Annotated in this window: 25 protein-coding genes and 2 tRNA genes; 6 read left to right on the forward strand and 21 right to left on the reverse strand. The window is 54.1% G+C overall.

The genetic code is table 11. From position 1 onward, the window contains the following. The first annotated feature begins 3 nt into the window (after positions 1–3). On the forward strand, positions 4–333 hold the full coding sequence (locus tag ACMGGM_RS10565; protein ID WP_023331388.1) for a GIY-YIG nuclease family protein: 330 nt from the start codon (positions 4–6) through the stop codon (positions 331–333). On the opposite strand, the gene ACMGGM_RS10570 is transcribed toward ACMGGM_RS10565, so the two are convergent. Both ACMGGM_RS10570 and ubiT read right to left on the reverse strand, forming a co-directional pair. Continuing rightward, a complete protein-coding gene (locus ACMGGM_RS10570; RefSeq protein WP_045281411.1) occupies positions 320–823 on the reverse strand; it encodes a GNAT family N-acetyltransferase in 504 nt (167 codons plus the stop codon). The genes ACMGGM_RS10565 and ACMGGM_RS10570 overlap by 14 nt on opposite strands. Continuing rightward, positions 817–1,341: a ubiquinone anaerobic biosynthesis accessory factor UbiT gene (gene ubiT / locus ACMGGM_RS10575; protein WP_014885365.1), complete on the reverse strand. Its 525-nt coding sequence runs from the start codon at positions 1,339–1,341 to the stop codon at positions 817–819. The genes ACMGGM_RS10570 and ubiT overlap by 7 nt, the downstream gene beginning before the upstream one ends. A gap of 211 nt (positions 1,342–1,552) precedes the next feature. Between ubiT and ubiU the strand changes: the two genes are divergently transcribed. From ubiU to ACMGGM_RS10590, 3 genes are all read left to right on the forward strand, one after another. Further along, on the forward strand, positions 1,553–2,548 hold the full coding sequence (gene ubiU, locus ACMGGM_RS10580) for a ubiquinone anaerobic biosynthesis protein UbiU (protein WP_014885366.1): 996 nt from the start codon (positions 1,553–1,555) through the stop codon (positions 2,546–2,548). Positions 2,549–2,555: 7 nt separating this feature from the next. Further along, positions 2,556–3,434, forward strand: a complete 879-nt coding sequence (locus ACMGGM_RS10585) for a U32 family peptidase (RefSeq protein ID WP_045134772.1) — start codon at positions 2,556–2,558, stop codon at positions 3,432–3,434. Between the two features lie 78 nt (positions 3,435–3,512). Continuing rightward, entirely contained in the window at positions 3,513–4,520 is a 1,008-nt protein-coding gene (locus ACMGGM_RS10590) for a luciferase-like monooxygenase (RefSeq protein ID WP_014833426.1), read from the forward strand. Between the two features lie 62 nt (positions 4,521–4,582). On the opposite strand, the gene mtr is transcribed toward ACMGGM_RS10590, so the two are convergent. The 12 genes from mtr to ACMGGM_RS10650 form a co-directional block, all read right to left on the reverse strand. Continuing rightward, positions 4,583–5,827 carry a tryptophan permease gene (gene mtr / locus ACMGGM_RS10595; RefSeq protein ID WP_045134771.1) on the reverse strand — a complete coding sequence of 415 codons (1,245 nt, stop codon included), beginning with the start codon at positions 5,825–5,827 and terminating at the stop codon, positions 4,583–4,585. Positions 5,828–5,969: 142 nt separating this feature from the next. Next, on the reverse strand, positions 5,970–7,865 hold the full coding sequence (locus ACMGGM_RS10600) for a DEAD/DEAH family ATP-dependent RNA helicase (protein WP_014885369.1): 1,896 nt from the start codon (positions 7,863–7,865) through the stop codon (positions 5,970–5,972). Beyond that, entirely contained in the window at positions 7,858–7,938 is an 81-nt protein-coding gene (gene yrbN / locus ACMGGM_RS10605) for a protein YrbN (RefSeq protein ID WP_097397692.1), read from the reverse strand. Before yrbN ends, ACMGGM_RS10600 begins: the two co-directional genes overlap by 8 nt. A 107-nt stretch (positions 7,939–8,045) precedes the next feature. Next, positions 8,046–8,930, reverse strand: coding sequence for a lipoprotein NlpI (nlpI, locus tag ACMGGM_RS10610; protein ID WP_013098912.1), 885 nt, complete (start codon positions 8,928–8,930; stop codon positions 8,046–8,048). Between the two features lie 109 nt (positions 8,931–9,039). Beyond that, positions 9,040–11,178, reverse strand: coding sequence for a polyribonucleotide nucleotidyltransferase (gene pnp, locus ACMGGM_RS10615; RefSeq protein WP_023331391.1), 2,139 nt, complete (start codon positions 11,176–11,178; stop codon positions 9,040–9,042). A gap of 242 nt (positions 11,179–11,420) precedes the next feature. Then, positions 11,421–11,690: a 30S ribosomal protein S15 gene (gene rpsO, locus ACMGGM_RS10620; protein ID WP_003861789.1), complete on the reverse strand. Its 270-nt coding sequence runs from the start codon at positions 11,688–11,690 to the stop codon at positions 11,421–11,423. Positions 11,691–11,844: 154 nt separating this feature from the next. Then, a complete protein-coding gene (gene truB / locus ACMGGM_RS10625; RefSeq protein WP_045134770.1) occupies positions 11,845–12,795 on the reverse strand; it encodes a tRNA pseudouridine(55) synthase TruB in 951 nt (316 codons plus the stop codon). Then, a complete protein-coding gene (gene rbfA / locus ACMGGM_RS10630) occupies positions 12,795–13,199 on the reverse strand; it encodes a 30S ribosome-binding factor RbfA (RefSeq protein WP_014885372.1) in 405 nt (134 codons plus the stop codon). Before rbfA ends, truB begins: the two co-directional genes overlap by 1 nt. Before the next feature lie 87 nt (positions 13,200–13,286). After that, a complete protein-coding gene (gene infB, locus ACMGGM_RS10635; RefSeq protein ID WP_014885373.1) occupies positions 13,287–15,974 on the reverse strand; it encodes a translation initiation factor IF-2 in 2,688 nt (895 codons plus the stop codon). A gap of 24 nt (positions 15,975–15,998) precedes the next feature. After that, positions 15,999–17,501: a transcription termination factor NusA gene (gene nusA, locus ACMGGM_RS10640; protein WP_014885374.1), complete on the reverse strand. Its 1,503-nt coding sequence runs from the start codon at positions 17,499–17,501 to the stop codon at positions 15,999–16,001. Positions 17,502–17,529: 28 nt separating this feature from the next. Beyond that, a complete protein-coding gene (gene rimP / locus ACMGGM_RS10645; RefSeq protein ID WP_014833432.1) occupies positions 17,530–17,982 on the reverse strand; it encodes a ribosome maturation factor RimP in 453 nt (150 codons plus the stop codon). 207 nt (positions 17,983–18,189) lie between these two features. Continuing rightward, positions 18,190–18,266, reverse strand: a tRNA-Met gene (locus ACMGGM_RS10650). Between the two features lie 287 nt (positions 18,267–18,553). On the opposite strand from ACMGGM_RS10650, the gene argG reads away from it, so the two are divergent. Next, positions 18,554–19,900 (forward strand): argininosuccinate synthase, encoded by a 1,347-nt coding sequence (argG, locus tag ACMGGM_RS10655; protein WP_014885375.1) that lies wholly within the window; start codon positions 18,554–18,556, stop codon positions 19,898–19,900. A gap of 178 nt (positions 19,901–20,078) precedes the next feature. On the opposite strand, the gene ACMGGM_RS10660 is transcribed toward argG, so the two are convergent. The 6 genes from ACMGGM_RS10660 to rlmE all read right to left on the reverse strand — a co-directional run bounded on the left by ACMGGM_RS10660 (position 20,079) and on the right by rlmE (position 25,671). Continuing rightward, positions 20,079–20,165, reverse strand: a tRNA-Leu gene (locus ACMGGM_RS10660). A gap of 9 nt (positions 20,166–20,174) precedes the next feature. Further along, complete coding sequence (gene secG, locus ACMGGM_RS10665) at positions 20,175–20,507, reverse strand: preprotein translocase subunit SecG (protein WP_003861803.1); 333 nt, start codon at positions 20,505–20,507, stop codon at positions 20,175–20,177. A gap of 223 nt (positions 20,508–20,730) precedes the next feature. Continuing rightward, positions 20,731–22,068, reverse strand: coding sequence for a phosphoglucosamine mutase (gene glmM / locus ACMGGM_RS10670; protein ID WP_014885376.1), 1,338 nt, complete (start codon positions 22,066–22,068; stop codon positions 20,731–20,733). Continuing rightward, the gene (folP, locus tag ACMGGM_RS10675) at positions 22,061–22,909 is read right to left on the reverse strand and encodes a dihydropteroate synthase (protein WP_014885377.1); all 849 of its coding nucleotides are present in this window, start codon (positions 22,907–22,909) and stop codon (positions 22,061–22,063) included. Before folP ends, glmM begins: the two co-directional genes overlap by 8 nt. 98 nt (positions 22,910–23,007) lie before the next feature. Then, positions 23,008–24,942 (reverse strand): ATP-dependent zinc metalloprotease FtsH, encoded by a 1,935-nt coding sequence (gene ftsH, locus ACMGGM_RS10680; protein ID WP_013098921.1) that lies wholly within the window; start codon positions 24,940–24,942, stop codon positions 23,008–23,010. A gap of 102 nt (positions 24,943–25,044) precedes the next feature. Further along, a complete protein-coding gene (gene rlmE / locus ACMGGM_RS10685; RefSeq protein ID WP_003861812.1) occupies positions 25,045–25,671 on the reverse strand; it encodes a 23S rRNA (uridine(2552)-2'-O)-methyltransferase RlmE in 627 nt (208 codons plus the stop codon). Between the two features lie 127 nt (positions 25,672–25,798). Here rlmE and yhbY point away from each other — a divergent pair, with 127 nt between their 5' ends. Continuing rightward, positions 25,799–26,092, forward strand: coding sequence for a ribosome assembly RNA-binding protein YhbY (gene yhbY / locus ACMGGM_RS10690; RefSeq protein ID WP_003861814.1), 294 nt, complete (start codon positions 25,799–25,801; stop codon positions 26,090–26,092). Positions 26,093–26,243: 151 nt separating this feature from the next. Here the strand turns inward: yhbY and greA are convergent, their stop codons facing one another. Continuing rightward, a complete protein-coding gene (gene greA / locus ACMGGM_RS10695) occupies positions 26,244–26,720 on the reverse strand; it encodes a transcription elongation factor GreA (protein WP_014171793.1) in 477 nt (158 codons plus the stop codon). Positions 26,721–26,770 lie beyond the last annotated feature (50 nt).

Here is a 26,770-nt window from a genome sequence, read left to right on the forward strand (position 1 = left end):
CTCATGCTATGGTGCGTTCACCTTAACATACTGAATCTGTTTACCGTGTGCTGGTTTCTCTATCTCGTCCGAACCGCTGATAACGCACTCTACACCGGGATCACTACCGATGTGGCGCGGCGTTTTTTACAACATCAAACGGGGAAAGGGGCAAAAGCGCTGCGGGGGAAAGGTGAACTTCAGCTGGCTTTTTACGCCGCCGTCGGCGACAGGTCGCTGGCGCTCAGGCTGGAATACCGGATTAAACAGCTGACGAAGCGCCAGAAAGAGCGCCTCGTTACCGGAGATGGCTCATTTGAGGCGCTACGCGAAAGCCTGCTCAGAAACGATTGAAGTGATCGTGGTAATCAACCAGGCCACTCACACCGTTCAGGGCATCATCCGCCAGGCGATGTACCTGGAAGGAGGATTCGGTACCCGGCCAGCGGCAGCGCAGATCGTAATGCGCGGCCTGCTCGAAGCCTAAGCGGCCATAAAATGCCGGATCGCCCAGCGTGACCACGGCGGCATAGCCAAACTCATTCAGCGAGTCCAGCCCTTCATACACCAGCTGGCGCGCCAGGCCCTGGCCGCGATAGTTCTCATCGACCGCCAGCGGTGCCATGCCTACCCACTGCAGATCTTCGCCCTGAACGATTACCGGGCTGAAGGCAACATAGCCAACAACCTGACCTTCGTCATCGGTGGCTACCAGCCCTAAAGTAATCAGGCCGTCTTCACGGAGATCGTGGACCAGTTGGGCCTCCGCATCGCTCTCAAAAGCGCGGCGTAACAACGCATCGATACCCGGTGCATCAATCCCAATTTCGACTCGAATCAGCATGGCTCACCTACTGAAGTGTGTTTACTGTCAGGCGGGGTTTTCAGCCCGGCCTCAACGAAATCTGCCATTTGCATCAGCATCACGCGCAGCGCTTTCGGCATCTGCTCCAGCTCAATGGCATCCATTAAATTTTTCACGTACAGACCCAGCTCCGTATCGCCTTCAATGACCAGACGGCGCTGGAAGAATAACGTATCCGGGTCCTGTTTACGCGCGGCGATCATCAGCAGATCGCTGGCACTGGCGCTAAAGCTCACATCCGCCTCGGCGGACTCACGCACAATGAGTTGATCATTCTCAACCGAGGTAAACCAGCGCAGCCCGATGTCACGCACCTCAATGCTCAGCCAGCGGCCTTCCAGAAACTCCAGCTCGCCGTCCTGCAGCGCCTGGCGGAATTGCCAGCTCAGGACCTGCTCGAGCACCTGACGTTTTAGCGCGAACGGCGCCAGTTTCACCGGCACGCTCAGCATTGATGGACCGAATTGTACGAGACGTGAACGCAGTTTATCCAGCACGAGCTTTACTCCCTGATAGCAATAGTCCCGCTATTTTGCCATATCCGACGCACAACATAGCGGCGTAAATCAACAAACCGTCGTCCGGTGACGCTCATTATTGGTGTCATCAATACGCCATTAGCTGCCTTAAATCAAAAATTGTCGCCCAGGGGTTAATTAAAATCCCAGCTCGTTAACAATTTTGCGATCGACTACATCAGGATAATTTATGGAGCTGCTCTGCCCTGCCGGTAACCTACCGGCGCTTAAGGCGGCCATCGAAAATGGGGCCGATGCGGTCTATATCGGGCTGAAAGATGATACCAACGCCCGCCATTTTGCTGGCCTCAACTTTACGGAGAAAAAGCTTCAGGAAGCCGTTAACTTCGTTCACCAGCACCGCCGCAAACTGCATATTGCCATTAATACCTTTGCGCATCCTGACGGCTATGCCCGCTGGCAGCGCGCGGTAGATATGGCCGCACAGCTGGGTGCCGATGCGTTAATCCTGGCCGACCTCGCCATGCTTGAGTATGCGGCAGAACGCTATCCGCATATTGAGCGCCACGTCTCTGTTCAGGCATCAGCCACGAATGAAGAGGCCGTGCGTTTTTATCATCAACACTTTGACGTCGCTCGCGTGGTGCTGCCCCGCGTGCTCTCCATTCATCAGGTTAAGCAACTCGCGCGCGTCACGCCAGTGCCGCTGGAAGTTTTTGCCTTTGGCAGCCTGTGCATCATGGCCGAAGGCCGTTGCTACCTTTCTTCTTATTTAACCGGTGAATCACCCAATACCGTTGGGGCCTGCTCTCCTGCCCGCTTTGTCCGCTGGCAACAAACCCCGCAGGGGCTGGAATCACGCCTGAATGAAGTGTTGATTGACCGCTATCAGGACGGCGAAAACGCGGGTTATCCAACGTTATGCAAAGGCCGATATCTGGTTGACGGTGAGCGCTACCACGCGCTGGAAGAGCCTACCAGCCTCAACACGCTGGAGCTGCTGCCGGAACTGCTGGCGGCGAATATTGCCTCGGTAAAAATTGAAGGTCGCCAGCGTAGCCCGGCCTATGTGAGCCAGGTGGCGAAAGTCTGGCGTCAGGCTATCGACCGCTGCATGGCGGACCCGCAAAACTATGCTCCGCAGGCAGCCTGGATGGAAACGCTCGGTTCTATGTCCGAAGGCACGCAAACGACGCTTGGCGCGTATCACCGTAAATGGCAGTGAGATAACCATGAAATATTCATTAGGACCGGTGCTCTACTACTGGCCAAAAGAGACGCTGGAAGATTTTTACCAACAGGCCGCCACCAGCAGCGCTGATGTGATTTATCTCGGTGAAGCCGTGTGCAGCAAGCGCCGCGCCACCAAAGTGGGCGACTGGCTGGAGATGGCGAAAAGTCTCGCCGGAAGCGGTAAACAGGTGGTGCTCTCGACGCTCGCGCTGGTGCAAGCCTCGTCCGAACTGGGTGAACTGAAACGCTACGTTGAAAACGGTGAGTTCCTGCTGGAAGCAAGCGACCTGGGCGTGGTGAACATGTGCGCCGAACGTAAGTTACCGTTCGTCGCGGGTCATGCACTGAACTGCTATAACGCCGTCACGCTGCGCCTGCTGCTCAAACAGGGAATGACGCGCTGGTGTATGCCGGTGGAACTCTCCCGCGACTGGCTGGTAAACCTGCTGACGCAGTGTGACGATCTCGGCATTCGCAATCAGTTTGAAGTGGAAGTGCTGAGCTACGGCCATCTTCCGCTGGCTTATTCCGCGCGCTGCTTTTCCGCGCGTTCGGAAGATCGCCCGAAAGACGAGTGTGAAACCTGCTGCATCAAGTACCCGAACGGGCGCAGCGTGCTATCCCAGGAAAATCAGCAGGTGTTTGTCCTGAACGGGATCCAGACCATGAGCGGCTATGTCTATAACCTGGGCAACGAACTGGCGTCGATGGACGGCCTGGTGGACATAGTGCGTTTATCCCCTCTGGATACCGGCGTGTTCGCGATGCTGGACGCCTTCCGCGCAAATGAAACCGGCGCAGCTCCGCTGCCGCTAACGGCAAACAGCGACTGTAATGGTTACTGGAAACGCCTGGCCGGGCTGGAACTGCAGGCCTAAAAAAGGCTCACTTTGTTAACAACGGTTATCATTTTTTAATGCAGTATTAAAGATTGACCGTCGACAAAGTGAGCTGTTATGACTGACAAAACCCTTCCGTTTTCGGTGCTGGACCTGGCGCCGATCCCACAAGGCTCCTCTGCCAGAGAAGCCTTTTCGCATTCTCTCGATCTGGCTCAACTGGCTGAAAAGCGTGGCTACCATCGCTACTGGCTGGCCGAGCACCACAACATGGTTGGCATTGCCAGCGCCGCCACCTCGGTTCTGATTGGTTATCTGGCGGCGAACACAACGACATTGCACCTGGGCTCCGGTGGCGTGATGCTGCCGAACCACGCCCCGCTGGTGATTGCCGAGCAGTTTGGCACGCTGAATACCCTCTATCCTGGCCGTATTGATTTGGGGCTGGGTCGTGCGCCGGGTAGCGACCAGCCGACCATGCGCGCCCTGCGTCGCCATATGAGCGGCGATATCGACAACTTCCCGCGCGATGTGGCTGAACTGGTTGACTGGTTTGACGCGCGCGATCCGAACCCACACGTGCGCCCGGTGCCGGGCTACGGCGAGAAGATCCCGGTGTGGCTGCTGGGTTCAAGTCTTTATAGCGCGCAGCTCGCCGCGCAGCTGGGTTTGCCGTTTGCGTTTGCCTCGCATTTCGCACCGGATATGCTGCATCAGGCTCTGCATCTCTATCGTACGAACTTTAAACCGTCTGAACGTCTGGAGAAACCGTACGCGATGGTGTGTATTAACATCATTGCCGCCGACAGTAATCGCGATGCTGAATTCCTGTTTACCTCCATGCAGCAGGCGTTTGTGAAGCTGCGCCGCGGTGAGACCGGGCAACTTCCACCGCCAGTGGAGAATATGCATCAGCTGTGGTCTGCCTCTGAGCAGTATGGCGTGCAGCAGGCGCTGAGCATGTCGCTGGTGGGGGATAAAGCGAAAGTGCGGCACGGTCTGGAAGCGGTGCTGCGTGAAACGCAGGCGGATGAGATTATGGTTAACGGCCAGATTTTCGATCACCAGGCGCGTTTGCATTCGTTTGATTTGGCGATGCAGGTGAAAGAGGAGTTGGTGGGGTAGTTTTTTGCTTTGCTCCCTCTCCCTTTGGGAGAGGGTCGGGGTGAGGGGGCAAGCCGCACGTTTTACTGGTATACCGGCAACAGATTAAAGCTCGACAGCACGTGAACCACCGCGTTACCCACCCCAAATACCAGGATCAGTGCAATCATCGGTTTGCCACCCCAGACGCGGAATTTAGGGCTACCGAAGCGTTTACGTGATTTACGCGCCAGCAGCGCCGGCACAATCGCCGCCCAGATGGTTGCCGCCAGACCCGCATAGCCGATGGCGTACAGGAAACCGTTCGGCCACAGCAGCCCCCCCGCAACGGGCGGCAGGAACGTCAGCAGCGCCGTTTTGAAACGTCCCATCGCGGAATCATCAAAGCCAAACAGATCCGCCAGGTAGTCAAACAGGCCCAGCGTCACGCCCAGGAAAGAGCTCGCCACCGCAAAGTTAGAGAAGATCACCAGCAGCAGATCCAGGCTGCGGCTGTTCAGCACGCCGCTCAGCGCCTGCACCAGCACGTCGATGTTACCGCCCTTCTGGGCAATGCCGATAAATTCCGGACGCGGGATGTTGCCCATCGTCCCCAGCAGCCAAATCACATACAGACCCAGCGCCAGCAGCGTACCGTAGACCAGACACTTCACAATGGTACGGGGATCTTTGCCGTAGTACTTCATCAGGCTCGGCACGTTACCGTGGTAACCGAACGACGCCAGACAGAACGGCAGCGTCATCAGCAGGTACGGGGTGTAGGAAGTATTCGCTTCCGCGACATTAAACAGCGTGGCGGGCGTGACGTGCCCCAGCAGGCTACCGAAGGTCAGGAAGAAGGTGATGACCTTGGCGCCCAACACAATCGCCGTCATGCGGCTCACCGCTTTGGTACTCATCCAGACGATAAAGGCCACGCCCAGAGCAAAACACAGACCCGCCAGACGCGCCGGAACGTTTAGCGACATCTCAGCAAAGGTGTGGTGCAGTATCGAACCGCTCGCGGAAATGTACGCGTAGGTCAGAATGTAGAGCACAAACGCGATGGAAAGCCCGTTTACCAGGTTCCAGCCCTTGCCCAGCAGATCTTTGGTGATGGTGTCGAAGCTGGAGCCAATGCGGTAGTTGAGGTTCGCCTCAAGGATCATCAGCCCGGAATGGAGCATACAGAACCAGGTAAAGACCAGCGCCGCCAGCGACCAGAAGAACCACGCACCGGACATGACCACAGGCAGGGAAAACATCCCGGCACCTATAATGGTTCCGCCGATGATCACCACGCCGCCAAGCAGCGAAGGTGACGTTTGGGTGGTGGTTAGTGTCGCCATACAGCCTTTTCTCCAGTCAATTATGCGGTTCTGCATTTTAGTGTGACGCACTGTACCAGTACAAGAGTACAAAGGGAATAAAAAAAGCCCCGATAGCATTTATCGGGGCTGTATATTTTACTTTACGTCAGAAGCGTAAGGCTTACGCGTCACCGAAACGACGACGGCTGGTGCCTTCTTCACGACGTGGGCCACGGTTTTCGCGGCGCTCGCCGGAGAAACGACGACCTTCACCACCGCGACCTTCTGTGCGACCGCCTTCACGACGCTCTCCGCCGAAACTGCGACCACCGCCACGACGTTCACCGCCACGGTCAGGACGTGGCTGAGCATCGCCCAGCAGCTGCATGTTCATCGGCTTGTTCAGGATGCGGGTGCGAGTAAAGTGCTGCAGTACTTCACCCGGCATACCTTTTGGCAGCTCGATGGTAGAGTGGGATGCGAACAGCTTGATGTTACCGATGTAACGGCTGCTGATGTCGCCTTCGTTAGCGATAGCGCCAACGATGTGACGAACTTCAACACCATCATCACGGCCCACTTCAATGCGGTACAGTTCCATATCGCCCGCTTCACGACGTTCACGACGTGGACGGTCTTCACCACCACGCTCTGGACGGTCACCACGTGGGCCACGATCGTTACGGTCGCCACGACGTTCAAAGCGATCGTCACGGTCACGGAATTCACGCTTAGGACGCATTGGCGCATCAGGTGGCACGATCAGAGTACGTTCGCCCTGCGCCATTTTCAGCAGTGCCGCAGCCAGGGTTTCCATGTCCAGCTCTTCGCCTTCAGCCGTAGGCTGAATCTGCGACAGCAGTGCACGGTACTGATCCAGATCGCTGCTTTCCAGCTGCTGCTGTACTTTCGCGGCGAATTTTTCCAGACGGCGTTTGCCCAGCAGTTCTGCGTTTGGCAGTTCAGCTTCTGGAATAGTCAGCTTCATGGTGCGTTCGATGTTACGCAGCAGACGACGCTCGCGGTTCTCAACGAACAGCAGCGCACGGCCCGCACGACCCGCACGACCGGTACGGCCGATACGGTGAACGTAAGACTCGGAATCCATCGGGATGTCGTAGTTAACAACCAGGCTGATACGCTCAACGTCCAGACCACGTGCTGCCACGTCGGTTGCAATAAGGATATCCAGACGACCGTCTTTCAGGCGCTCCAGCGTCTGCTCACGCAGAGCCTGGTTCATGTCACCGTTCAGTGCAGCGCTGTTGTAGCCGTTACGCTCCAGCGCTTCAGCCACTTCCAGGGTCGCGTTTTTGGTACGCACGAAGATAATCGCCGCATCAAAATCTTCCGCTTCCAGGAAACGTACCAGCGCTTCGTTTTTGCGCATGCCGTACACAGACCAGTAGCTCTGGCTGATGTCCGGGCGAGTGGTGACGCTGGACTGAATACGCACTTCCTGAGGATCTTTCATGAAGCGTTTGGTGATACGACGAATCGCCTCTGGCATGGTGGCAGAGAACAGCGCGGTCTGATGACCTTCTGGGATCTGCGCCATGATGGTTTCGACGTCTTCGATGAAGCCCATACGCAGCATTTCATCTGCTTCGTCCAGTACCAGACCGCTCAGTTTAGAGAGATCCAGCGTACCGCGCTTCAGGTGATCCAGCAGACGGCCCGGCGTACCGACAACAATCTGTGGGCCCTGGCGCAGGGCGCGTAACTGCACGTCATAACGCTGGCCACCGTAAAGGGCTACCACGTTTACGCCGCGCATATGTTTAGAGAATTCCGTCATGGCTTCAGCAACCTGAACAGCCAGTTCACGGGTTGGGGCCAGGACAAGGATCTGCGGTGCACGCAGGTCCGGATCGATGTTGTTCAGCAGCGGCAGCGAAAACGCTGCAGTTTTACCGCTACCAGTCTGGGCCATGCCCAGCACGTCACGACCAGAAAGCAGGTGTGGGATACACTCAGCCTGGATCGGAGATGGTTTTTCGTAACCCAGATCGTTAAGGGCTTCAAGGATAGGAGCCTTCAGGCCCAGATCTGCAAAAGTGGTTTCGAATTCAGCCATGTAGTACAAGTGCCTCGATATTAATGGCGGCCAGTCTACTTAGCTCATCGTGAAAATGATTAGCAATTTTCATTGAAAAGTGTGAACCGGCTCAAAGTAGGTGTATTGACGAACAACAACGCCCTCACCAGTTAAGGTGATGGCAATCAAAAGATTACGGGCTGATGTTTATGTCGTCAGCTATTGCTGGTCCGATTCTGCCAGGTCGTCTTGCTCCTGGCCCAAGAGCGATAATTCCAACAATGCATAACGGTGCTCAACGAAGTTGTGTACGTTGTTAGCAACCGCTAATTTGAACAGTGCCGTAGCGCTGTCCTTATCCCCCAGACTTAGGTAGTACTTACCTAAATAGAAGTTGGTTTCACTGAGATGCTCAGCGAGCGAGGTGTTATCCGTTGCGTCCGCCTTGAGGCGTTCCATCAGCGTTGCTTCGCTAATGTTGCCCAGGTAGAACTCGACAATGTTCCATCCCCACTGTTCCTTGTCCGATTTATCGAAGCGCTGTTTCAGGGCCTCTTTTGCCTGCTTCTCATCGAGCTTCTGCTCAACGATGTAAAGCCACAGGCTACGGAAAGGATCATTAGGATCGTCTTGATAAAACGCCAGCAGATCATCTTGCGCTAACTTATCACGACCGCCGTAGTACAATGCGATACCGCGATTCAAGTGCGCGTAGTTGTAAGTTGGATCAAGCTCAAGTACAGAATCAAACGCTTCATAGGCAGCATCAAAATTGCCTGCCTGCGTTAAATAAATGCCTAAGTAATTGAATACTTCAGGCATATCAGGTCGGATAGCCAGCGCTTGTGAAAAATCATTTCGCGCCAATGCCCTCAGACCGAGACTATCATACAACACTCCGCGCTCATATAAAAGCTGTGCGCGTTCGTCATCGGTTAAAGCCCGACTGGCAAGAATTTGTTCCATGCGTGCCAGAATCACTTCCTGCTGCAAAGTCGGTTGCAATGGCACTGCGAGGACTTCGCTCTTACGCCAGGCAGAGTTGCTGCATCCTGCCAGCGTTAAAGCTGTCGCAACGAAACACCAGCGCAAAAAAGGCTTCATTTCCCACTCCCGAAGACAACTATTGGATGAACGTCCTGTCCCCCGGCGGCTTAACAAGGCGTCCTGCCTGATACCAGGCCCTCCGCAATGCGGAGGGCAAATGGCAACCTTACTCGCCTTGCTGTTCAGCAGCCGGAGTTTCCGGCGCCGCAGCAGGCTGAGACTGCTCGGTTGCTTCTTTAATGCTCAGACGGATACGGCCCTGGCGGTCAACTTCCAGAACTTTAACCGGTACTTCCTGACCCATCTGCAGGTAATCGGTCACTTTCTCAACGCGCTTGTCAGCGATCTGAGAGATGTGAACCAGACCTTCTTTACCGCCACCGATGGCAACGAACGCGCCAAAGTCAACGATACGGGTCACTTTACCGTTGTAGATACGGCCCACTTCGATTTCAGCGGTGATCTCTTCGATACGACGGATAGCGAATTTCGCTTTCTCGCCGTCGGTTGCTGCGATCTTCACAGTACCGTCATCTTCGATTTCGATGGTGGTGCCCGTCTCTTCGGTCAGCGCACGGATTACGGAACCGCCCTTACCGATAACATCTTTGATCTTGTCTGGATTGATCTTGATGGTGTGGATACGTGGAGCGAACTGAGAAATGTCGCCACGCGGCGCGTTAATCGCCTGTTCCATCACGCCCAGGATGTGCAGACGCGCACCTTTAGCCTGGTTCAGAGCAACCTGCATGATCTCTTTAGTGATACCTTCAATTTTGATATCCATCTGCAGTGCAGAGATACCGTCGCGGGAACCCGCCACTTTGAAGTCCATATCGCCGAGGTGATCTTCGTCACCCAGAATGTCAGACAGAACAACGAAGTTGTCGCCTTCTTTCACCAGGCCCATTGCGATACCCGCAACAGCGGCTTTGATCGGCACGCCTGCATCCATCAGTGCCAGAGAAGCACCACATACGGAAGCCATGGAAGAAGAACCGTTAGATTCGGTGATTTCAGACACCACACGTACGGTGTACGGGAATTTGTCAGCTTCTGGCATCACGGCCAGCACGCCGCGCTTCGCCAGACGACCGTGACCAATTTCACGACGCTTCGGCGAGCCAACCATGCCGGTTTCCCCTACGGAGTACGGAGGGAAGTTGTAGTGGAACAGGAAGTTGTCAGTGCGCTCGCCCATCAGTTCGTCGATGATCTGTGCGTCACGAGCGGTACCCAGGGTCGCGGTGACCAGGGCCTGCGTTTCACCACGGGTAAACAGTGCGGAACCGTGAGTACGTGGCAGTACGCCAGTACGCACATCCAGACCACGGATCATGTCTTTTTCACGGCCATCAATACGCGGCTCGCCGGCCAGTACGCGGCTACGAACAACGTTTTTCTCGATAGCGTGCAGGATTTCGCCAATTTCGTTAGCGTCCAGCGTTTCGTCTTCAGCAACCAGGGTCGCGGTCACTTCAGATTTGATCACATCAACCTGAGCATAGCGCTCCTGTTTGTCGGTGATGCGGTACGCGTCGCTCAGACGAGACTCTGCCAGTGCCGCAACACGTGCGTTAAGCGCGTCGTTTGCTGCTTCTGGCTGCCAGTCCCAACGTGGCTTACCGGCTTCTTTCACCAGGTCGTTGATGTTCTGGATAACGATCTGCTGCTGATCGTGGCCGAAGACCACAGCGCCCAGCATCTGGTCTTCGCTCAGCAGTTCTGCTTCGGATTCAACCATCAGAACCGCCGCTTCAGTACCGGCAACAACCAGGTCCAGCTTACTTTCTTTCAGCTCTTCCTGAGTTGGGTTCAGCACGTACTGGTCATTGATGTAACCCACGCGCGCGGCACCGATTGGGCCATTGAATGGAATACCAGACAGTGACAGGGCTGCAGATGCACCGATCATCGCAACGATGTCCGGGTTAACCTGTGGGTTAACGGAAACTACGGTTGCGATAACCTGTACTTCGTTAACGAAGCCTTCCGGGAACAGCGGACGAACCGGGCGGTCAATCAGACGCGCGATCAGAGTTTCGCCTTCGCTTGGACGGCCTTCACGACGGAAGAAACCACCAGGGATTTTACCGGCAGCGTAGGTACGCTCCTGGTAGTTAACGGTCAGCGGGAAGAAGTCCTGACCTGGTTTAGCTTTTTTCTGGCCCACTACGGTGACGAACACCGCGGTGTCATCCATGCTTACCATAACGGCAGCAGTAGCCTGACGTGCCATCATGCCGGTTTCCAGCGTGACGGTATGTTGACCATACTGGAATTTACGAACGATCGGATTCAGCAAAATTCTGTCCTTTCTTAAATGTATGACAGCACACCACCGGCGTGCTGTCGATTTAACCCGACCTTCTTCGCATCCTCGCGACTAATGACAACCGACACCCCCATGGGTGAAGCCTCTCATTAGCCGCGCGAACCTCTGCAATGAAGATCATTTATAGCAACAATACAATAGTTTCCAGTGAATTGCTGCCGTCTGGTTGAAAAAAGGGGCCATCAGGCCCCCTTTTCTGAAACTCGCAAGACTTAGCGACGCAGACCCAGACGCTCGATCAGCGCGGTGTAACGTGCAACATCTTTACGTTTCAGGTAGTCGAGCAGTTTACGACGCTGAGAAACCATACGCAGCAGACCACGACGGCTGTGGTGATCTTTTTTGTGCTCTGCAAAGTGACCCTGCAGGTGGTTAATCTGTGCAGTCAGCAGAGCAACCTGAACTTCGGTAGAACCGCTGTCGTTAGTACCACGACCAAACTCAGAAACGATTTTAGCTTTAGCTTCAACGCTTAGAGACATTTTAAAACTCCAAAGTATAAAGAATGTAAGGGTGCCGATCTCTAATTCAGCGACCCCATGTACGCCTCGCAGATTGTTAAACAATTTACCAGGCGTTAAGCGGCAATATTCTACTCGTCTCCCCTGCTTATCGCAAGATGAGGCGTTATCACCGTCACGCGTCGACCGGATATTCGACGACCAGACGACGCGGCGCAACGCGCCCTTCGCCATCCATTTCGCCCATGCCGATAAACTTACCGTCGTCACCTTCGGTCACGCGCACCAGCCCTTCCAGCGGAGCTTCCGCCGTGCGAACCGGGTTGCCGTTCTTAAAGTAAACGGACGATGTTAAAGGAAGATTAACCACCGGGAAGTCCGCTGCCGGACTGTCCATTGGCATCAGCAAGGGATCCAGCAACGCTGCTGGCGCGATCCCCTGTACTTCCGCCTGTTCAACCAGCTCGCGCAGGTGCTCAAGCGTCACCATCCGCTCAACCGGATACTTACTCACAGCCAGACGGCGCAGGTAAATAACATGCGCACCGCAGCCCAGTTTTTCACCGAGGTCGTCGATGATGGTACGAATGTACGTCCCTTTGGAACATTGCACTTCCAGCTCCAGCTCATCACCTTCGTGGCGAATAAAGAGCAGCTCATACACGGTTATCGGACGAGCTTCGCGCGGAACGTCAATGCCCTGACGCGCATATTCGTAGAGTTTCTTGCCCTGGTATTTCAGGGCGGAATACATCGACGGCACCTGCATCGTGTCCCCGCGGAAGCTCTCCAGCGCAGCGTCAAGCTGTTCAGCACTGAAGGTCACCGGACGTTCTTCCACGACCAGGCCATCCGCGTCGGAGGTATCCGTGCGCTGGCCGAGCTTCGCGATAACGCGGTAACGCTTATCGGAGTCGAGCAGATACTGGGAAAACTTTGTCGCCTCTCCCAGGCAGATCGGCAGCATACCGGTCGCCAGCGGATCGAGCGCGCCGGTGTGGCCCGCCCGGTTGGCGTTATAAAGACGCTTCACTTTTTGCAGCACGTCGTTGCTGGATGCCCCCTGCGGTTTGTCCAGCAGCAGCACGCCATGCACGTCGCGACCACGACGACGAGGACGACTCATTAGTCCTCCTTGCTGTCGTCCGTCGGGTTAACACGACGTTCGTCGTCATGTTTCACCACGCTGGTCACCAGATTGGACATACGCATACCTTCTACCAGCGAGTTGTCGTAGAAGAAGGTCAGCTCAGGCACGATACGCAGACGCATCGCTTTGCCGAGCAGAGAGCGGATAAACCCGGAGGCTTCCTGCAGCGCTTTAATGCCGTTCTTCACGGCCGCTTCGTCCTGATCGTTCAGGAAGGTGACGAACACTTTGGCGTAGGCCAGGTCACGGGACATTTCCACGCCGGACACGGTGGTCATCACGCCGATGCGAGGGTCTTTAATTTCGCGTTGCAGGATAAGCGCGATCTCTTTTTGCATTTCCTGCGCCACGCGCTGTGGGCGACCAAATTCTTTCGCCATAATAAATTCTCCAGACAAAAAAGGGGCTTAAGCCCCTTTTGAAATAATTGCCGGATGGCGCTTCGCTAACCCGGCCTACGATCTCAATTAATCGATGCTGCGTTGGATCTCGATGATTTCGAACACTTCGATCATATCGCCAACGCGTACGTCGTTGTAGTTCTTCACACCGATACCACATTCCATGCCGTTACGGACTTCGTTAACGTCATCTTTGAAGCGGCGCAGAGATTCCAGCTCACCTTCGTAGATAACCACGTTGTCACGCAGTACGCGGATTGGGTTGTGACGCTTGATGGTACCTTCGGTAACCATACAGCCCGCGATCGCACCGAATTTCGGTGATTTGAACACGTCACGCACTTCAGCCAGACCGATGATCTGCTGTTTCAGCTCAGGAGACAGCATGCCGCTCATCGCCGCTTTCACTTCGTCGATCAGGTTATAGATGACGGAGTAGTAGCGCAGATCCAGGCTTTCCGCTTCGATCACGCGGCGAGCAGAAGCATCAGCACGCACGTTGAAGCCTACCAGGATGGCGTTGGACGCAGCAGCCAGGGTCGCGTCGGTTTCGGTGATGCCACCTACGCCAGAACCGATGATCTTCACTTTCACTTCGTCGGTAGACAGTTTCAGCAAGGAGTCGGAGATCGCTTCCACAGAACCCTGAACGTCAGCTTTCAGCACAACGTTCACTTCGTGAACTTCACCCTCGGTCATGTTAGCAAACATGTTCTCGAGTTTAGATTTCTGCTGACGAGCCAGTTTAACTTCACGGAATTTGCCCTGACGATACAGTGCCACTTCACGCGCTTTCTTCTCGTCACGCACGACGGTCACTTCGTCACCGGCAGCCGGCACACCGGACAGACCGAGGATTTCAACTGGAATGGACGGACCCGCTTCCAGCACTTCCTGACCCAGTTCGTTACGCATCGCACGAACACGACCGTATTCGAAGCCACACAGAACGATATCGCCCTTAAGCAGGGTACCTTCACGAACCAGAACGGTTGCAACCGGGCCACGACCTTTATCCAGGAAGGATTCGATCACCGCACCGCTCGCCATACCTTTACGCACGGCTTTCAGCTCCAGAACTTCAGCCTGCAGCAGGATAGCGTTCAGAAGGTCGTCAATACCGGTACCCGCTTTAGCAGATACTGGGATGAACTGTGCTTCACCGCCCCACTCTTCCGGCATAACGCCATACTGAGACAGTTCGTTTTTAACACGGTCCAGATCGGCTTCTGGCTTATCGATTTTGTTGACTGCAACAACCAGAGGCACCTGCGCCGCTTTCGCGTGCTGGATAGCTTCGATGGTTTGCGGCATTACGCCGTCGTCTGCAGCAACAACCAGCACAACGATATCCGTTGCCTGAGCACCACGAGCACGCATAGACGTAAACGCTGCGTGGCCTGGGGTATCCAGGAAGGTAATCATACCGTTGTCGGTTTCTACATGGTAAGCACCGATGTGCTGGGTAATACCACCCGCTTCGCCAGAGGCAACTTTCGTAGAACGAATGTAGTCAAGCAGAGAAGTTTTACCGTGGTCAACGTGACCCATAATGGTCACAACCGGTGCACGCGGTTCAGCCGCAGCGCCAGTATCACGGTCGCTCATTACGGCTTCTTCCAGCTCGTTTTCACGACGCAGGATAACTTTGTGGCCCATCTCTTCGGCAACCAGCTGCGCGGTTTCCTGGTCGATAACCTGGTTGATGGTCGCCATTGCACCCAGCTTCATCATCGCTTTGATGACCTGAGAGCCTTTAACCGCCATCTTGTTCGCCAGTTCGCCAACGGTGATGGTTTCGCCGATCACGACGTCACGGTTAACAGCCTGAGCGGGCTTCTGGAAGCTCTGCTGCAGAGCGGAACCTTTACGCTTGCCACCTTTACCACCGCGAACAGCAGCGCGTGCTTCTTCACGATCGGCTTTGGATTCAGCGTGCTTGTTACCTTTCTTCGCCGGACGCGCAGCTTTTGCATTACGACCACGGCCACGGCCGCCTTCTACTTCACGGTCGTTGTCATCTTCAGCCTGACGTGCGTGCTGAGAAGTGGTGACGTGATAGTCGCTGGTGTCTTCAGTCGGTTCAACGGTATTCACACCGTTCTTCTCGTTTTCTTCTGCCATACGGCGTGCTTCTTCAGCGACGCGGCGAGCTTCTTCTTCGAGCTTGCGGCGTGCTTCTTCTTCGGCTTTACGCTTCAGTTCGGCAGCTTCATTTTCACGACGGGCTTTTTCAGCCTGGGCAGTTTTGGTCATTTCGTCTGTCTGTTGATTGCTCACTTTGTCTTTTTCCGCAGCGTCACGCTTCACTTTATCACTGGCGTCGCGTTTCGCTTTTTCTGCGGCCTCACGTTCAGCTTTTAATTCTGCCTCGCGTTTGGCGGCAGCTTCCGCCTCACGCTGAGCTTGTTCTTCCGCTTCACGCTGTGCCTGCTCTTCCGCGGCAAGGCGTTCTGCCTCTTGCGGATCACGTTTTACAAAGGTGCGCGTCTTGCGGACTTCAATTTGTACCGATTTACTTTTGCCACCGGTACCAGGAATATTCAACGTGCTGCGCGTTTTGCGCTGCAGCGTTAACTTGTCAGGCGTAGAACCGTGCTCACGGTTCAGGTGCGTTAACAAGGTTTGTTTTTCTTGCGCGGTCACCGAGTCATCAGCGGACTTCGGGATCCCTGCATCAGCAAATTGCTGTACCAGGCGGTCCACGGAGGTCTGAATCTCAGCAGCCAGCGATTTTACAGTTACATCAGTCATGCTGTTCCTTCCTGCTACAGTTTATTACGCTTCGTCGCCGAACCAGCAAATATTACGTGCGGCCATGATGAGTTCGCCGGCTTTCTCGTCGGTTAAACCTTCGATATCAGCCAGGTCATCAACGCCTTGCTCAGCGAGATCTTCCAGCGTACAAACACCACGGGCAGCCAGCTTGAACGCAATCGCACGATCAAGACCTTCCAGATTCAGCAGGTCATCAGCCGGCTTCTTATCGCCAAGGCTTTCTTCCTGAGCCAGTGCCAGGGTGGTCAGTGCGTTTTTAGCGCGTTCACGCAGGGCTTCAACGGTTGGTTCATCCAGACCGTCAATTTCCAGCAGCTCTTTCATTGGCACATAGGCCAGTTCTTCCAGCGTAGAGAAACCTTCCTCAACCAGAACAGTGGCGAAATCTTCGTCAATGTCGAGGTATTTGGTGAAGGTATCGATCGCCGCATGGGCTTCAGCCTGATGCTTGGCCTGCAGGTCGTCAACGGTCATTACGTTGAGTTCCCAGCCGCTCAGCTGTGACGCCAGACGTACGTTCTGACCGTTACGGCCAATCGCCTGCGCCAGGTTGCCCGCTTCAACAGCGATATCCATGGTGTGTTTGTCTTCGTCAACAACGATAGACGCCACATCTGCCGGAGCCATTGCGTTGATCACGAATTGCGCCGGGTTGTCATCCCACAGAACGATATCAATACGTTCGCCGCCCAGCTCGGTAGATACCGCCTGAACACGCGCACCACGCATACCGACGCAAGCACCGACCGGGTCGATACGCTTGTCGTTCGTTTTCACCGCAATTTTCGCACGGGAGCCCGGATCGCGAGCCGCCGCTTTGATTTCGATGACTTCTTCACCGATTTCCGGTACTTCGATACGGAACAGTTCAACCAGCATTTCCGGTTTAGAACGGGTCACGAACAGTTGAGCACCACGCGCTTCAGGACGCACGGCGTACAGCACACCACGGATACGGTCGCCCGGGCGGAAGTTTTCACGCGGCAGCATGTCTTCACGCAGGATCACCGCTTCAGCGTTACCCGGCATCCCTTCGGATTTGATCTCCAGAGAGATGTTGTCGCGGTTTACTTTCTTCACCACGCCGGTAATGATTTCGCCTTCCTGATCGCGGAACTGATCAACCACCAGTGCGCGCTCGGCTTCGCGCACTTTCTGCACGATAACCTGTTTCGCGGTCTGGGTAGTGATACGGTCAAAGGTGACAGATTCAATCTGATCTTCAACGTAGTCACCCACGTTCAGACTTTCGTCTTCAAAACGTGCCGCTTCCAGCGTGATCTCTTTGGTCGGCTGGGTCACTTCTTCAACAATTACCCAACGACGGAATGTATCGAAGTCACCGCTTTTACGATCGATTTCTACGCGAACATCGATCTCTTGTTCGTATTTTTTCTTGGTTGCTGTAGCCAGTGCACTTTCCAGCGCTTCGAAAATCTTCTCACGCGGCAGTGATTTCTCGTTGGAAACGGCTTCAACAACAGCCAAAATTTCTTTGTTCATCGCGGGCTTTTCACCTCAATCCAGACTGTTAAAAGTGGGGAACCAGGTTCGCCTTCTGGATATTACTCAGCGCGAACACTTCATCTTTGCCTTCGACTGTCACCGTGATCATTTCACCATCAACGGCTTTGATAATTCCCTGCCATTTACGGCGGTTCTGTACGGCCATACGCAGAACGAGAGCCACTTCTTCACCGGTAAAGCGCACATAGTGCTCGGCCGTGAACATCGGACGATCGAGGCCAGGTGAGGAAACTTCCAGGTTGTACGCAACGGTAATTGGGTCTTCAACATCAAGAACCGCACTCACCTGGTGGCTGACATCAGCACAATCATCAACATTGATGCCATCTTCACTATCAATATAGATGCGCAGCGTCGATGTACGGCCGCGAACGAATTCGATGCCGACCAGTTCGTAGCCCAGTGCTTCGACCGGTGCAGTAATCATCTCTGTTAATTTTTGCTCTAATGTGGACAAGCCCACCCCCAAGACATAAAAAAAGGGCGTAAAGCCCAGTTATTCTGTAGTCAGATAACAAAAAACCCCGATAAATCGGGGCTTTAGATAACTGAACCCTATAGCCACAACTGTGGCCTGGAGCACTCTCCGAAAGAATTTTTTCAAATCCAGCTACGAAGGCTCTGAGTCTTCACAGTATATTTGAAAAAGAACTTTATGGGAAAGTGGTTGCGGGGGCCGGATTTGAACCGACGACCTTCGGGTTATGAGCCCGACGAGCTACCAGGCTGCTCCACCCCGCGCCTGAAACGTGGCAAATTCTACGCGTTTTGGACAGAATTTGCAAATAATGCTGGGATTTGGTACCGAAGACGGGACGTAAAATCGGCGTTTAGTATATTGATAGTTGACCCCACCTGTCAACCCAACTTCCATCAGACGAAACAGACCAAATTTTTTACAAAAAACGCACGAGTCTCTTCCGGTATTCGATAAAAGATGATTAAATGAATACTCACTTATTTTGCATAAAAATGCACAAGAGAGCGAAAGCGGTCTCTAATCAGTCAATCAAGCAGGGTTTTATTCTATGACGACGATTCTCAAGCATCTTCCGGTAGGACAACGTATTGGCATCGCTTTCTCAGGCGGCCTGGATACCAGCGCTGCACTGCTGTGGATGCGCCAGAAGGGAGCGGTTCCGTATGCATATACTGCGAACCTGGGTCAGCCGGATGAGGACGACTACGATGCTATTCCTCGTCGCGCGAAAGAGTATGGCGCAGAAAACGCGCGCCTGATTGACTGCCGTAAGCAACTCGTCGCGGAAGGTATTGCGGCTATTCAGTGTGGTGCGTTCCATAACACCACCGGCGGTCTGACCTATTTCAACACCACTCCACTGGGTCGCGCCGTTACCGGCACGATGCTGGTTGCCGCGATGAAAGAAGATGGCGTGAACATCTGGGGTGACGGCAGCACCTATAAAGGTAACGATATCGAACGTTTCTATCGTTATGGCCTGCTGACCAACGCCGAGCTGCAGATCTACAAACCCTGGCTGGATACCGACTTCATCGACGAGCTGGGTGGCCGTCATGAAATGTCCGAGTTTATGATTGCCTGCGGCTTTGACTACAAGATGTCCGTTGAGAAAGCCTACTCCACCGACTCCAACATGCTGGGTGCGACGCACGAAGCGAAGGACCTGGAATTCCTGAACTCCAGCGTGAAGATCGTTAACCCAATCATGGGCGTGAAGTTCTGGGATGAGAACGTGAAGATCGCGGCAGAAGAGGTGACCGTACGTTTCGAGCGTGGTCATCCGGTTGCCCTGAACGGCAAAACGTTCTCTGATGACGTAGAGCTGATGCTGGAAGCGAACCGCATTGGCGGCCGTCACGGTCTGGGCATGAGTGACCAGATTGAGAACCGTATTATCGAAGCGAAAAGCCGTGGCATTTATGAAGCCCCGGGGATGGCGCTGCTGCATATCGCTTATGAGCGTCTGCTGACCGGGATCCACAACGAAGACACCATTGAGCAGTATCACTCTCATGGTCGTCAGCTGGGTAAACTGCTGTATCAGGGTCGCTGGTTCGATCCGCAGGCACTGATGCTGCGTGATGCGCTGCAGCGCTGGGTGGCGAGTGCCATTACCGGTGAGGTCACTCTGGAACTGCGTCGCGGCAACGACTACTCCATCCTGAACACCGTGTCTGACAACCTGACCTATAAAGCAGAGCGTCTGACCATGGAGAAAGGTGAGTCGGTGTTCTCGCCAGATGACCGTATTGGTCAGCTGACCATGCGTAACCTGGACATCACCGATACCCGTGAAAAGCTGTTCAATTATGTTGAGAATGGTCTGCTCTCCGCAAGCTCCGGTAACGGCCTGCCGCAGGTGGAAAACCTGGAGCACAGCGATAAGAAGTAATCGCTATTCAGAAATGCAGAAGGCACTCTTAGGGTGCCTTTTTTATGCCCTTTTGTAGGGCGGGTAAGCGCAGCGCCACCCGCCATTTTGCCCGGTGGCGCTGCGCTTACCGGGCCTACGAAAACAAAAAGTACAGACGAAAAAAAAGACGTCTTTCGACGTCTTTCTTCTGGAATATTGGTACCGAGGATGGGACTCGAACCCACAAGCCCGTTAGGGCACTACCACCTCAAGGTAGCGTGTCTACCAATTCCACCACCTCGGTACGGAATACTTACTGCGGGATATCGCTGGTTGGCTTCGCCGGTGCAGCTGGCTGAGTCTGCTCAGTTTTCGCTGGCGCGCTCAGGTTTTCCCACTCGCTTCCTTTACTGGTCTTGTTGCTGTTGATATTGCCCAGCACCAGACTGATGATGAAGAACAGCGTAGCCAGAATCGCTGTCGTACGGGTCATGAAGTTCGCAGAACCACTTGAACCGAACAGCGTACCGGAAGCGCCTGCTCCGAAGGAGGCTCCCATATCAGCGCCTTTACCTTGCTGCAGCATAATCAGCGCTACGAGAGCGATGGCTACAATAAGGAAAATAACTAAAAGAGCTTCGTACATAATCAACCTGTTCCTTGCGGATTTGCCGCATACCAATGCTTCGACCAATTAGCAGGATTTTTGTTTCCCACTGAAGCGGGTGTGAATACTAACCAAAGCGAATGGCCTTCGCAAGGGCATTTTTGAGCCATTGTATCAACTGCGGAAAAAAACAGCAAAAAGCCATTAATTGCTTAAAACAAAGGCGACAAAAGTCGCCTTTTTAAACAGTTAGCGTGCAAGTTTATGCAGCTTTAACGGCATCAGCAATACGGTGGGCAAATTCAGTCACCTGCGCTTCATCCTCACCTTCCACCATAACGCGAATCAGTGGTTCAGTTCCGGACTTACGCAGCAGCACGCGGCCACGGCTTCCCAGCGCCGCTTCAACGTCAGCCATTACCGCTTTCACATTGTCATTTTCCAGCGGATCGCCTTTACCTGCCGTGAAACGCACGTTCACCAGGATCTGCGGGAACATTTTCATGCCGCTGCAGAGATCGTGCAGGCTCATATGGTTACGGGCCATCGCTGCGACGACCTGAAGCGCAGCCACGATGCCGTCACCGGTGGTGGTTTTGTCGAGCAGGATCACGTGGCCTGAGTTTTCTGCGCCAATGCGCCAGCCTTTCTCCTGAAGCTTCTCCAGCACGTAACGGTCACCCACTTTCGCGCGAACAAACGGGATACCCAGCTGTTTCAGCGCCAGCTCCAGGCCCATGTTGCTCATCAGCGTGCCGACGGCACCACCGCGCAGTTGACCCTGACGCAGCCCTTCACGGGCGATGATGTAGAGGATCTGATCGCCATCAACCTTGTTGCCTTCGTGGTCGACCATGATCACGCGATCGCCGTCGCCATCCAGCGCAATACCCAGGTCGGCCTTCTCTGCCAGCACGCGCGCCTGCAGGGCACGCACGTCCGTCGCACCAACCTGCTCGTTAATGTTCAGACCATCCGGCTCGCAGCCAATGGTGATCACTTTGGCGCCCAGCTCGCGGAATACGTTTGGCGCAATGTGGTAGGTTGCACCGTTGGCGCAGTCCACCACAATTTTAAGGTGGGCAAGGCTCAGTTCGTTCGGGAAGGTGCCTTTGCAAAACTCAATATAGCGACCCGCGGCATCGACGATACGGTTTGCTTTACCCAGCTCTGCGGAGTCCACGCAGGTGATCTCTTTTTCCATTTCGGCTTCAATGGCTTCTTCCACTTCATCCGGCAGCTTGGTGCCATCAATGGAGAAGAACTTGATGCCGTTGTCATAGAACGGGTTATGGGAGGCCGAAATCACAATTCCCGCTTCCGCGCGGAAGGTACGGGTCAGATACGCAACAGCCGGCGTTGGCATTGGGCCAGTAAAGGAAGCTGACAGCCCCGCGGCTGCCAGTCCGGCTTCCAGCGCCGATTCCAGCATATAACCTGAAATACGGGTATCTTTACCAATAATGATCTTACGGGAACCATGACGTGCGAGTACCTTGCCAGCAGCCCAGCCAAGCTTAAGGACAAAATCAGGCGTGATAGGCGCATCGCCGACACGCCCACGGATACCATCGGTCCCAAAATATTTACGATTACTCATAGCGTTTGTTTTCCTTCGCTGCCAGTGTGGCTTCCACCACGCGCATGGCTTCTACTGTTTCTTTGACGTCATGGACACGAATAATATGCGCGCCTTGCATCGCCGCAATGACCGCGCAGGCCAGACTACCACTCAGGCGCTCGCTCGGCCCTACGTTAAGCAATTGGCCAATCATCGATTTTCTCGACATCCCCACCAGCAGCGGCAGGCCGAAGTGATGGAATTCCGATAAGCGCGCAAGCAGTGCATAGTTGTGGGAGAGATTTTTACCGAAACCGAACCCCGGGTCGAGCAGCAATTTCTCTTTTGGGATGCCTGCACGCTCACAGCGTTCAATATGCTCAATAAAGAAGCGATTCACATCAGCAAAGACATCGTCATACTTCGGCGCCTCCTGCATGGTTTTCGGCTGCCCCTGCATGTGCATCAGGCACACAGGCAACCCTGTCTCAGCAGCGGCTTCGATTGCACCGGGTTCAGTCAGCGAGCGGATATCATTAATAATGTGAGCACCCACTCTCGCCACTTCACGAATCACTTCTGGTTTGGAAGTATCGACGGAGATCCATACCTCAAAACGTTGTGCGATTGCCTCAACGACCGGCACCACGCGCGCCAGCTCTTCTTCCACCGACACATCCGCTGCCCCTGGGCGCGTCGATTCACCGCCGACATCAATGATGGTAGCACCTGCGTTGATCATTAAATTCGCGTGCTTAACCGCGTCGATAAGCGTGTTGTGCGTGCCGCCGTCAGAGAAGGAGTCAGGGGTAACATTCAGGATACCCATCACATGAGGATGTGAGAGATCGAGATGCGAGTCCTGGGCGAAGAGTTTCATGGCTAAATCCCTGGTATCAATATGGTTAAATGAAAAAGAAAAACCCCGGAGCAAGCTCCAGGGTTTGAGATACAGACAAACGCTTCAACAGCAGTGACTTACTTGTCGCCCAACTGTTCTGACATGGTGTTGCCCGGGTTCGGCGTACGCGGTTCATCGACCGGACGCGGCGCACGCGGGGTGCCATTGTTGTCAGAATTGTTGGAAGCACCTGGGTCTTCCCAGCCTGCTGGCGGACGCACTTCGCGGCGAGCCATCAGGTCGTCAATCTGCGGTGCATCGATGGTCTCATATTTCATGAGCGCATCTTTCATCGAATGCAGGATGTCCATATTGTCGTTCAGGATCTGACGCGCGCGACCGTAGTTACGTTCAATCAGCGCTTTCACTTCCTGGTCGATGATACGAGCCGTCTCATCGGACATATGTTTCGCTTTTGCCACGGAGCGGCCCAGGAATACTTCACCCTCTTCCTCTGCATAAAGCAGCGGACCGAGTTTGTCGGAGAAGCCCCACTGAGTGACCATGTTACGTGCCAGGTTTGTCGCCACTTTAATGTCGTTCGACGCACCGGTAGAAACATGTTCCGGCCCGTAGATGATCTCTTCCGCCAGACGACCACCGTACAGGGTTGAAATCTGGCTTTCCAGTTTCTGACGGCTGGCGCTGATCGCGTCGCCTTCAGGCAGGAAGAAGGTCACACCCAGCGCACGACCGCGCGGAATAATCGTCACTTTGTGTACCGGATCGTGCTCCGGTACCAGGCGGCCAATAATCGCGTGACCGGCTTCGTGATATGCCGTGGACTCTTTCTGCGCTTCCGTCATCACCATGGAGCGACGTTCCGCACCCATCATGATTTTGTCTTTCGCTTTCTCGAACTCCACCATGGACACCACGCGCTTGTTACCGCGAGCGGCGAACAGAGCAGCTTCGTTGACCAGGTTAGCCAGATCCGCACCGGAGAAGCCCGGGGTACCACGCGCAATAATTGCCGCGTCGATATCTGGCGCCAGCGGTACGCGACGCATGTGCACTTTCAGAATCTGTTCACGACCACGAACATCTGGCAGACCGACCACAACCTGACGGTCGAAACGGCCTGGACGCAGCAGCGCCGGGTCAAGTACGTCCGGACGGTTAGTTGCGGCGATAACGATAATACCTTCGTTACCTTCGAAGCCGTCCATCTCAACCAGCATCTGGTTCAGAGTCTGTTCACGTTCATCGTGACCACCGCCCAGGCCCGCGCCACGCTGGCGGCCTACGGCGTCGATTTCATCGATGAAGATAATGCACGGTGCTGCCTTCTTAGCCTGCTCGAACATGTCACGCACACGAGATGCACCCACACCCACGAACATTTCGACGAAGTCAGAACCTGAAATAGTAAAGAACGGTACCTTCGCTTCACCTGCGATAGCTTTCGCCAGCAGGGTTTTACCGGTACCCGGAGGGCCGACCATCAGCACGCCTTTCGGGATCTTACCGCCCAGTTTCTGGAAACGGCTCGGCTCGCGCAGGTATTCAACCAGTTCACCGACTTCTTCTTTCGCTTCGTCACAACCTGCAACGTCAGCGAACGTAGTCTTAATCTGGTCTTCCGTCAGCATACGCGCCTTGCTCTTACCGAACGACATGGCACCTTTGCCACCGCCGCCCTGCATCTGGCGCATAAAGAAGATCCAGACGCCGATGAGAAGCAGCATCGGGAACCAGGAAATGAAGATTGAAGCCAACAGGCTTGGTTCTTCTGGCGGCTCGCCTACCACTTTGACGTTTTTGGTCAGAAGGTTATCAAGCAGCTTAGGATCGTTCACCGGGATGTAAGTCGTGTAACGGTTACTATCTTTCTTGGTAACGTTGATCTCACGTCCGTTGATACGCGCTTCGCGAACCTGGTCCTGATTGACCTCCTGCAGGAAGGTAGAATAATCCACCTTGCGGCCATTCGACTCGCTGGGCCCAAAGCTCTGGAATACTGACATCAGCACAACGGCAATGACCAGCCAGAGTATTAGGTTTTTCGCCATGTCACTCAAGGGATTAACCTCATATTACAACTGTGTTAAAAACAGCGTCAGGATACTCTATATCCAGTTTCATTCAAACTTTCGCCTGAAATCTACCGGTTATCATTTTCGCCCGGTCGCTACAATATACACTTCGCGGGAACGGGCCCGGGAAGAGTCCGGCTTACGAACTTTGACCTTCGCAAACAGGGAGCGAATTTCCTTAAGATACTCCTCGAAACCTTCGCCCTGAAACACCTTCACAACAAAACTACCACCAGGCGCTAGTACATCACGACACATTTCTAACGCTAGCTCCACCAGATACATGGCGCGGGGGATATCCACCGCCGGTGTTCCACACATATTTGGTGCCATATCTGACATGACAACCTGGACCTTACTGTCACCTACACGATCAAGTAACGCTTTAAGCACTAATTCATCACGAAAGTCGCCCTGAAGGAAGTCGACACCGACGATAGGATCCATTGGTAAAAGATCGCACGCGATGATTCGGCCCGTTCCGCCGATCTGCGTTACCGCATACTGGGACCATCCGCCAGGTGCCGCACCGAGGTCAACAACCGTCATCCCCGGCTTAAAAAGTTTGTCACTTTGCTGTATTTCATCAAGTTTAAACCAGGCACGGGAACGCAACCCCTTTTTCTGCGCCTGTTGAACATATTTATCGCTAAAGTGTTCCTGAAGCCAGCGGCTGGAGCTGGCAGAACGCTTTTTACCTGTCATTTAACATTTCCGTCCTGGTTCATCGTTACCTGCCTGTGACGTAAATTTCTACGCAGCTATTTGGCGATATAAGGGAGATGGCGGTAGAATGAACCGTTTTCAATCCCAACGTAAGCAAAAATATACGATGAATCTGAGTACTAAACAAAAACAGCACCTTAAAGGTCTGGCACATCCGCTCAAGCCTGTAGTGATGCTTGGCAACAATGGTTTGACCGAAGGGGTGCTTGCCGAGATTGAACAAGCGCTGGAACACCACGAGCTGATCAAGGTGAAAATCGCCTCTGAAGACAGAGACACTAAAAACCTGATCGTGGAAGCCATCGTGCGCGAAACCGGCGCCTGTAATGTACAGGTCATCGGTAAAACGCTGGTGCTCTACCGCCCATCTAAAGAGCGTAAAATCTCGCTGCCACGCTAAGGATATCCTGAATCGAACACATTTTCTGTGTGAAACGAGGGATTTCTGTCAGCAGGCGAGCAAAATGCCATGCTCCTTGAGTTGATAAAAGGCCGCTATGCGGCCTTTTTCTTTTCTTTACAATGTATCAACATCTTACCAGAGATGCGAATTACAGGTATTCAACCTTAATAATTTCGTATTCCACTTCACCGCCAGGCGTGCGAATGGTAACAACATCATCCTGCTCTTTGCCAATCAGGCCGCGAGCAATCGGAGAGTTCACGGAAATCAGGTTCTGTTTGAAGTCTGCTTCATCATCACCCACGATGCGATAGGTCTGCTCTTCGTCGTTGTCCAGGTTCAGCACGGTCACGGTTGAACCAAAGATCACACGCCCATTGTTAGGCATCTTGGTGATATCGATAACCTGCGCATTGGACAGTTTTGCTTCGATATCTTTGATACGTCCTTCACAGAAGCCCTGCTGCTCACGCGCCGCATGGTATTCAGCGTTCTCCTTCAGGTCGCCATGCTCACGCGCATCCGCGATAGCGGCGATAATTTCAGGGCGACGAACGGATTTCAGGAAATCCAGCTCTTCGCGCAGTTTTTCGGCACCACGTAAGGTCATCGGAATAGCTTGCATTTGTTATACCTCTTAAACATTCCTGTTGGGAGCAGTGTTCCCTGCCCCTG

This window comes from Enterobacter sp. BNK-14, from assembly GCF_047456095.1.
Taxonomy (GTDB): Bacteria; Pseudomonadota; Gammaproteobacteria; order Enterobacterales; family Enterobacteriaceae; genus Enterobacter; species Enterobacter kobei.

Coding starts and splice junctions, on each gene's coding strand:
- infB (WP_014885373.1), bottom strand. CDS start 15,974: ATGACTGATGTAACTGTAAAATCGCTGGCTGCTGAGATTCAGACCTCC.
- ftsH (WP_013098921.1), bottom strand. CDS start 24,942: ATGGCGAAAAACCTAATACTCTGGCTGGTCATTGCCGTTGTGCTGATG.
- nlpI (WP_013098912.1), bottom strand. CDS start 8,930: ATGAAGCCTTTTTTGCGCTGGTGTTTCGTTGCGACAGCTTTAACGCTG.
- ubiU (WP_014885366.1), top strand. CDS start 1,553: ATGGAGCTGCTCTGCCCTGCCGGTAACCTACCGGCGCTTAAGGCGGCC.
- ACMGGM_RS10565 (WP_023331388.1), top strand. CDS start 4: ATGCTATGGTGCGTTCACCTTAACATACTGAATCTGTTTACCGTGTGC.
- ACMGGM_RS10585 (WP_045134772.1), top strand. CDS start 2,556: ATGAAATATTCATTAGGACCGGTGCTCTACTACTGGCCAAAAGAGACG.
- truB (WP_045134770.1), bottom strand. CDS start 12,795: ATGAGTCGTCCTCGTCGTCGTGGTCGCGACGTGCATGGCGTGCTGCTG.
- glmM (WP_014885376.1), bottom strand. CDS start 22,068: ATGAGTAATCGTAAATATTTTGGGACCGATGGTATCCGTGGGCGTGTC.
- ACMGGM_RS10600 (WP_014885369.1), bottom strand. CDS start 7,865: ATGGCTGAATTCGAAACCACTTTTGCAGATCTGGGCCTGAAGGCTCCT.
- nusA (WP_014885374.1), bottom strand. CDS start 17,501: ATGAACAAAGAAATTTTGGCTGTTGTTGAAGCCGTTTCCAACGAGAAA.
- rpsO (WP_003861789.1), bottom strand. CDS start 11,690: ATGTCTCTAAGCGTTGAAGCTAAAGCTAAAATCGTTTCTGAGTTTGGT.
- secG (WP_003861803.1), bottom strand. CDS start 20,507: ATGTACGAAGCTCTTTTAGTTATTTTCCTTATTGTAGCCATCGCTCTC.
- greA (WP_014171793.1), bottom strand. CDS start 26,720: ATGCAAGCTATTCCGATGACCTTACGTGGTGCCGAAAAACTGCGCGAA.
- rbfA (WP_014885372.1), bottom strand. CDS start 13,199: ATGGCGAAAGAATTTGGTCGCCCACAGCGCGTGGCGCAGGAAATGCAA.
- mtr (WP_045134771.1), bottom strand. CDS start 5,827: ATGGCGACACTAACCACCACCCAAACGTCACCTTCGCTGCTTGGCGGC.
- folP (WP_014885377.1), bottom strand. CDS start 22,909: ATGAAACTCTTCGCCCAGGACTCGCATCTCGATCTCTCACATCCTCAT.
- yrbN (WP_097397692.1), bottom strand. CDS start 7,938: ATGAAAATTGCTAATCATTTTCACGATGAGCTAAGTAGACTGGCCGCC.
- ACMGGM_RS10590 (WP_014833426.1), top strand. CDS start 3,513: ATGACTGACAAAACCCTTCCGTTTTCGGTGCTGGACCTGGCGCCGATC.
- yhbY (WP_003861814.1), top strand. CDS start 25,799: ATGAATCTGAGTACTAAACAAAAACAGCACCTTAAAGGTCTGGCACAT.
- rlmE (WP_003861812.1), bottom strand. CDS start 25,671: ATGACAGGTAAAAAGCGTTCTGCCAGCTCCAGCCGCTGGCTTCAGGAA.
- ACMGGM_RS10570 (WP_045281411.1), bottom strand. CDS start 823: ATGCTGATTCGAGTCGAAATTGGGATTGATGCACCGGGTATCGATGCG.
- argG (WP_014885375.1), top strand. CDS start 18,554: ATGACGACGATTCTCAAGCATCTTCCGGTAGGACAACGTATTGGCATC.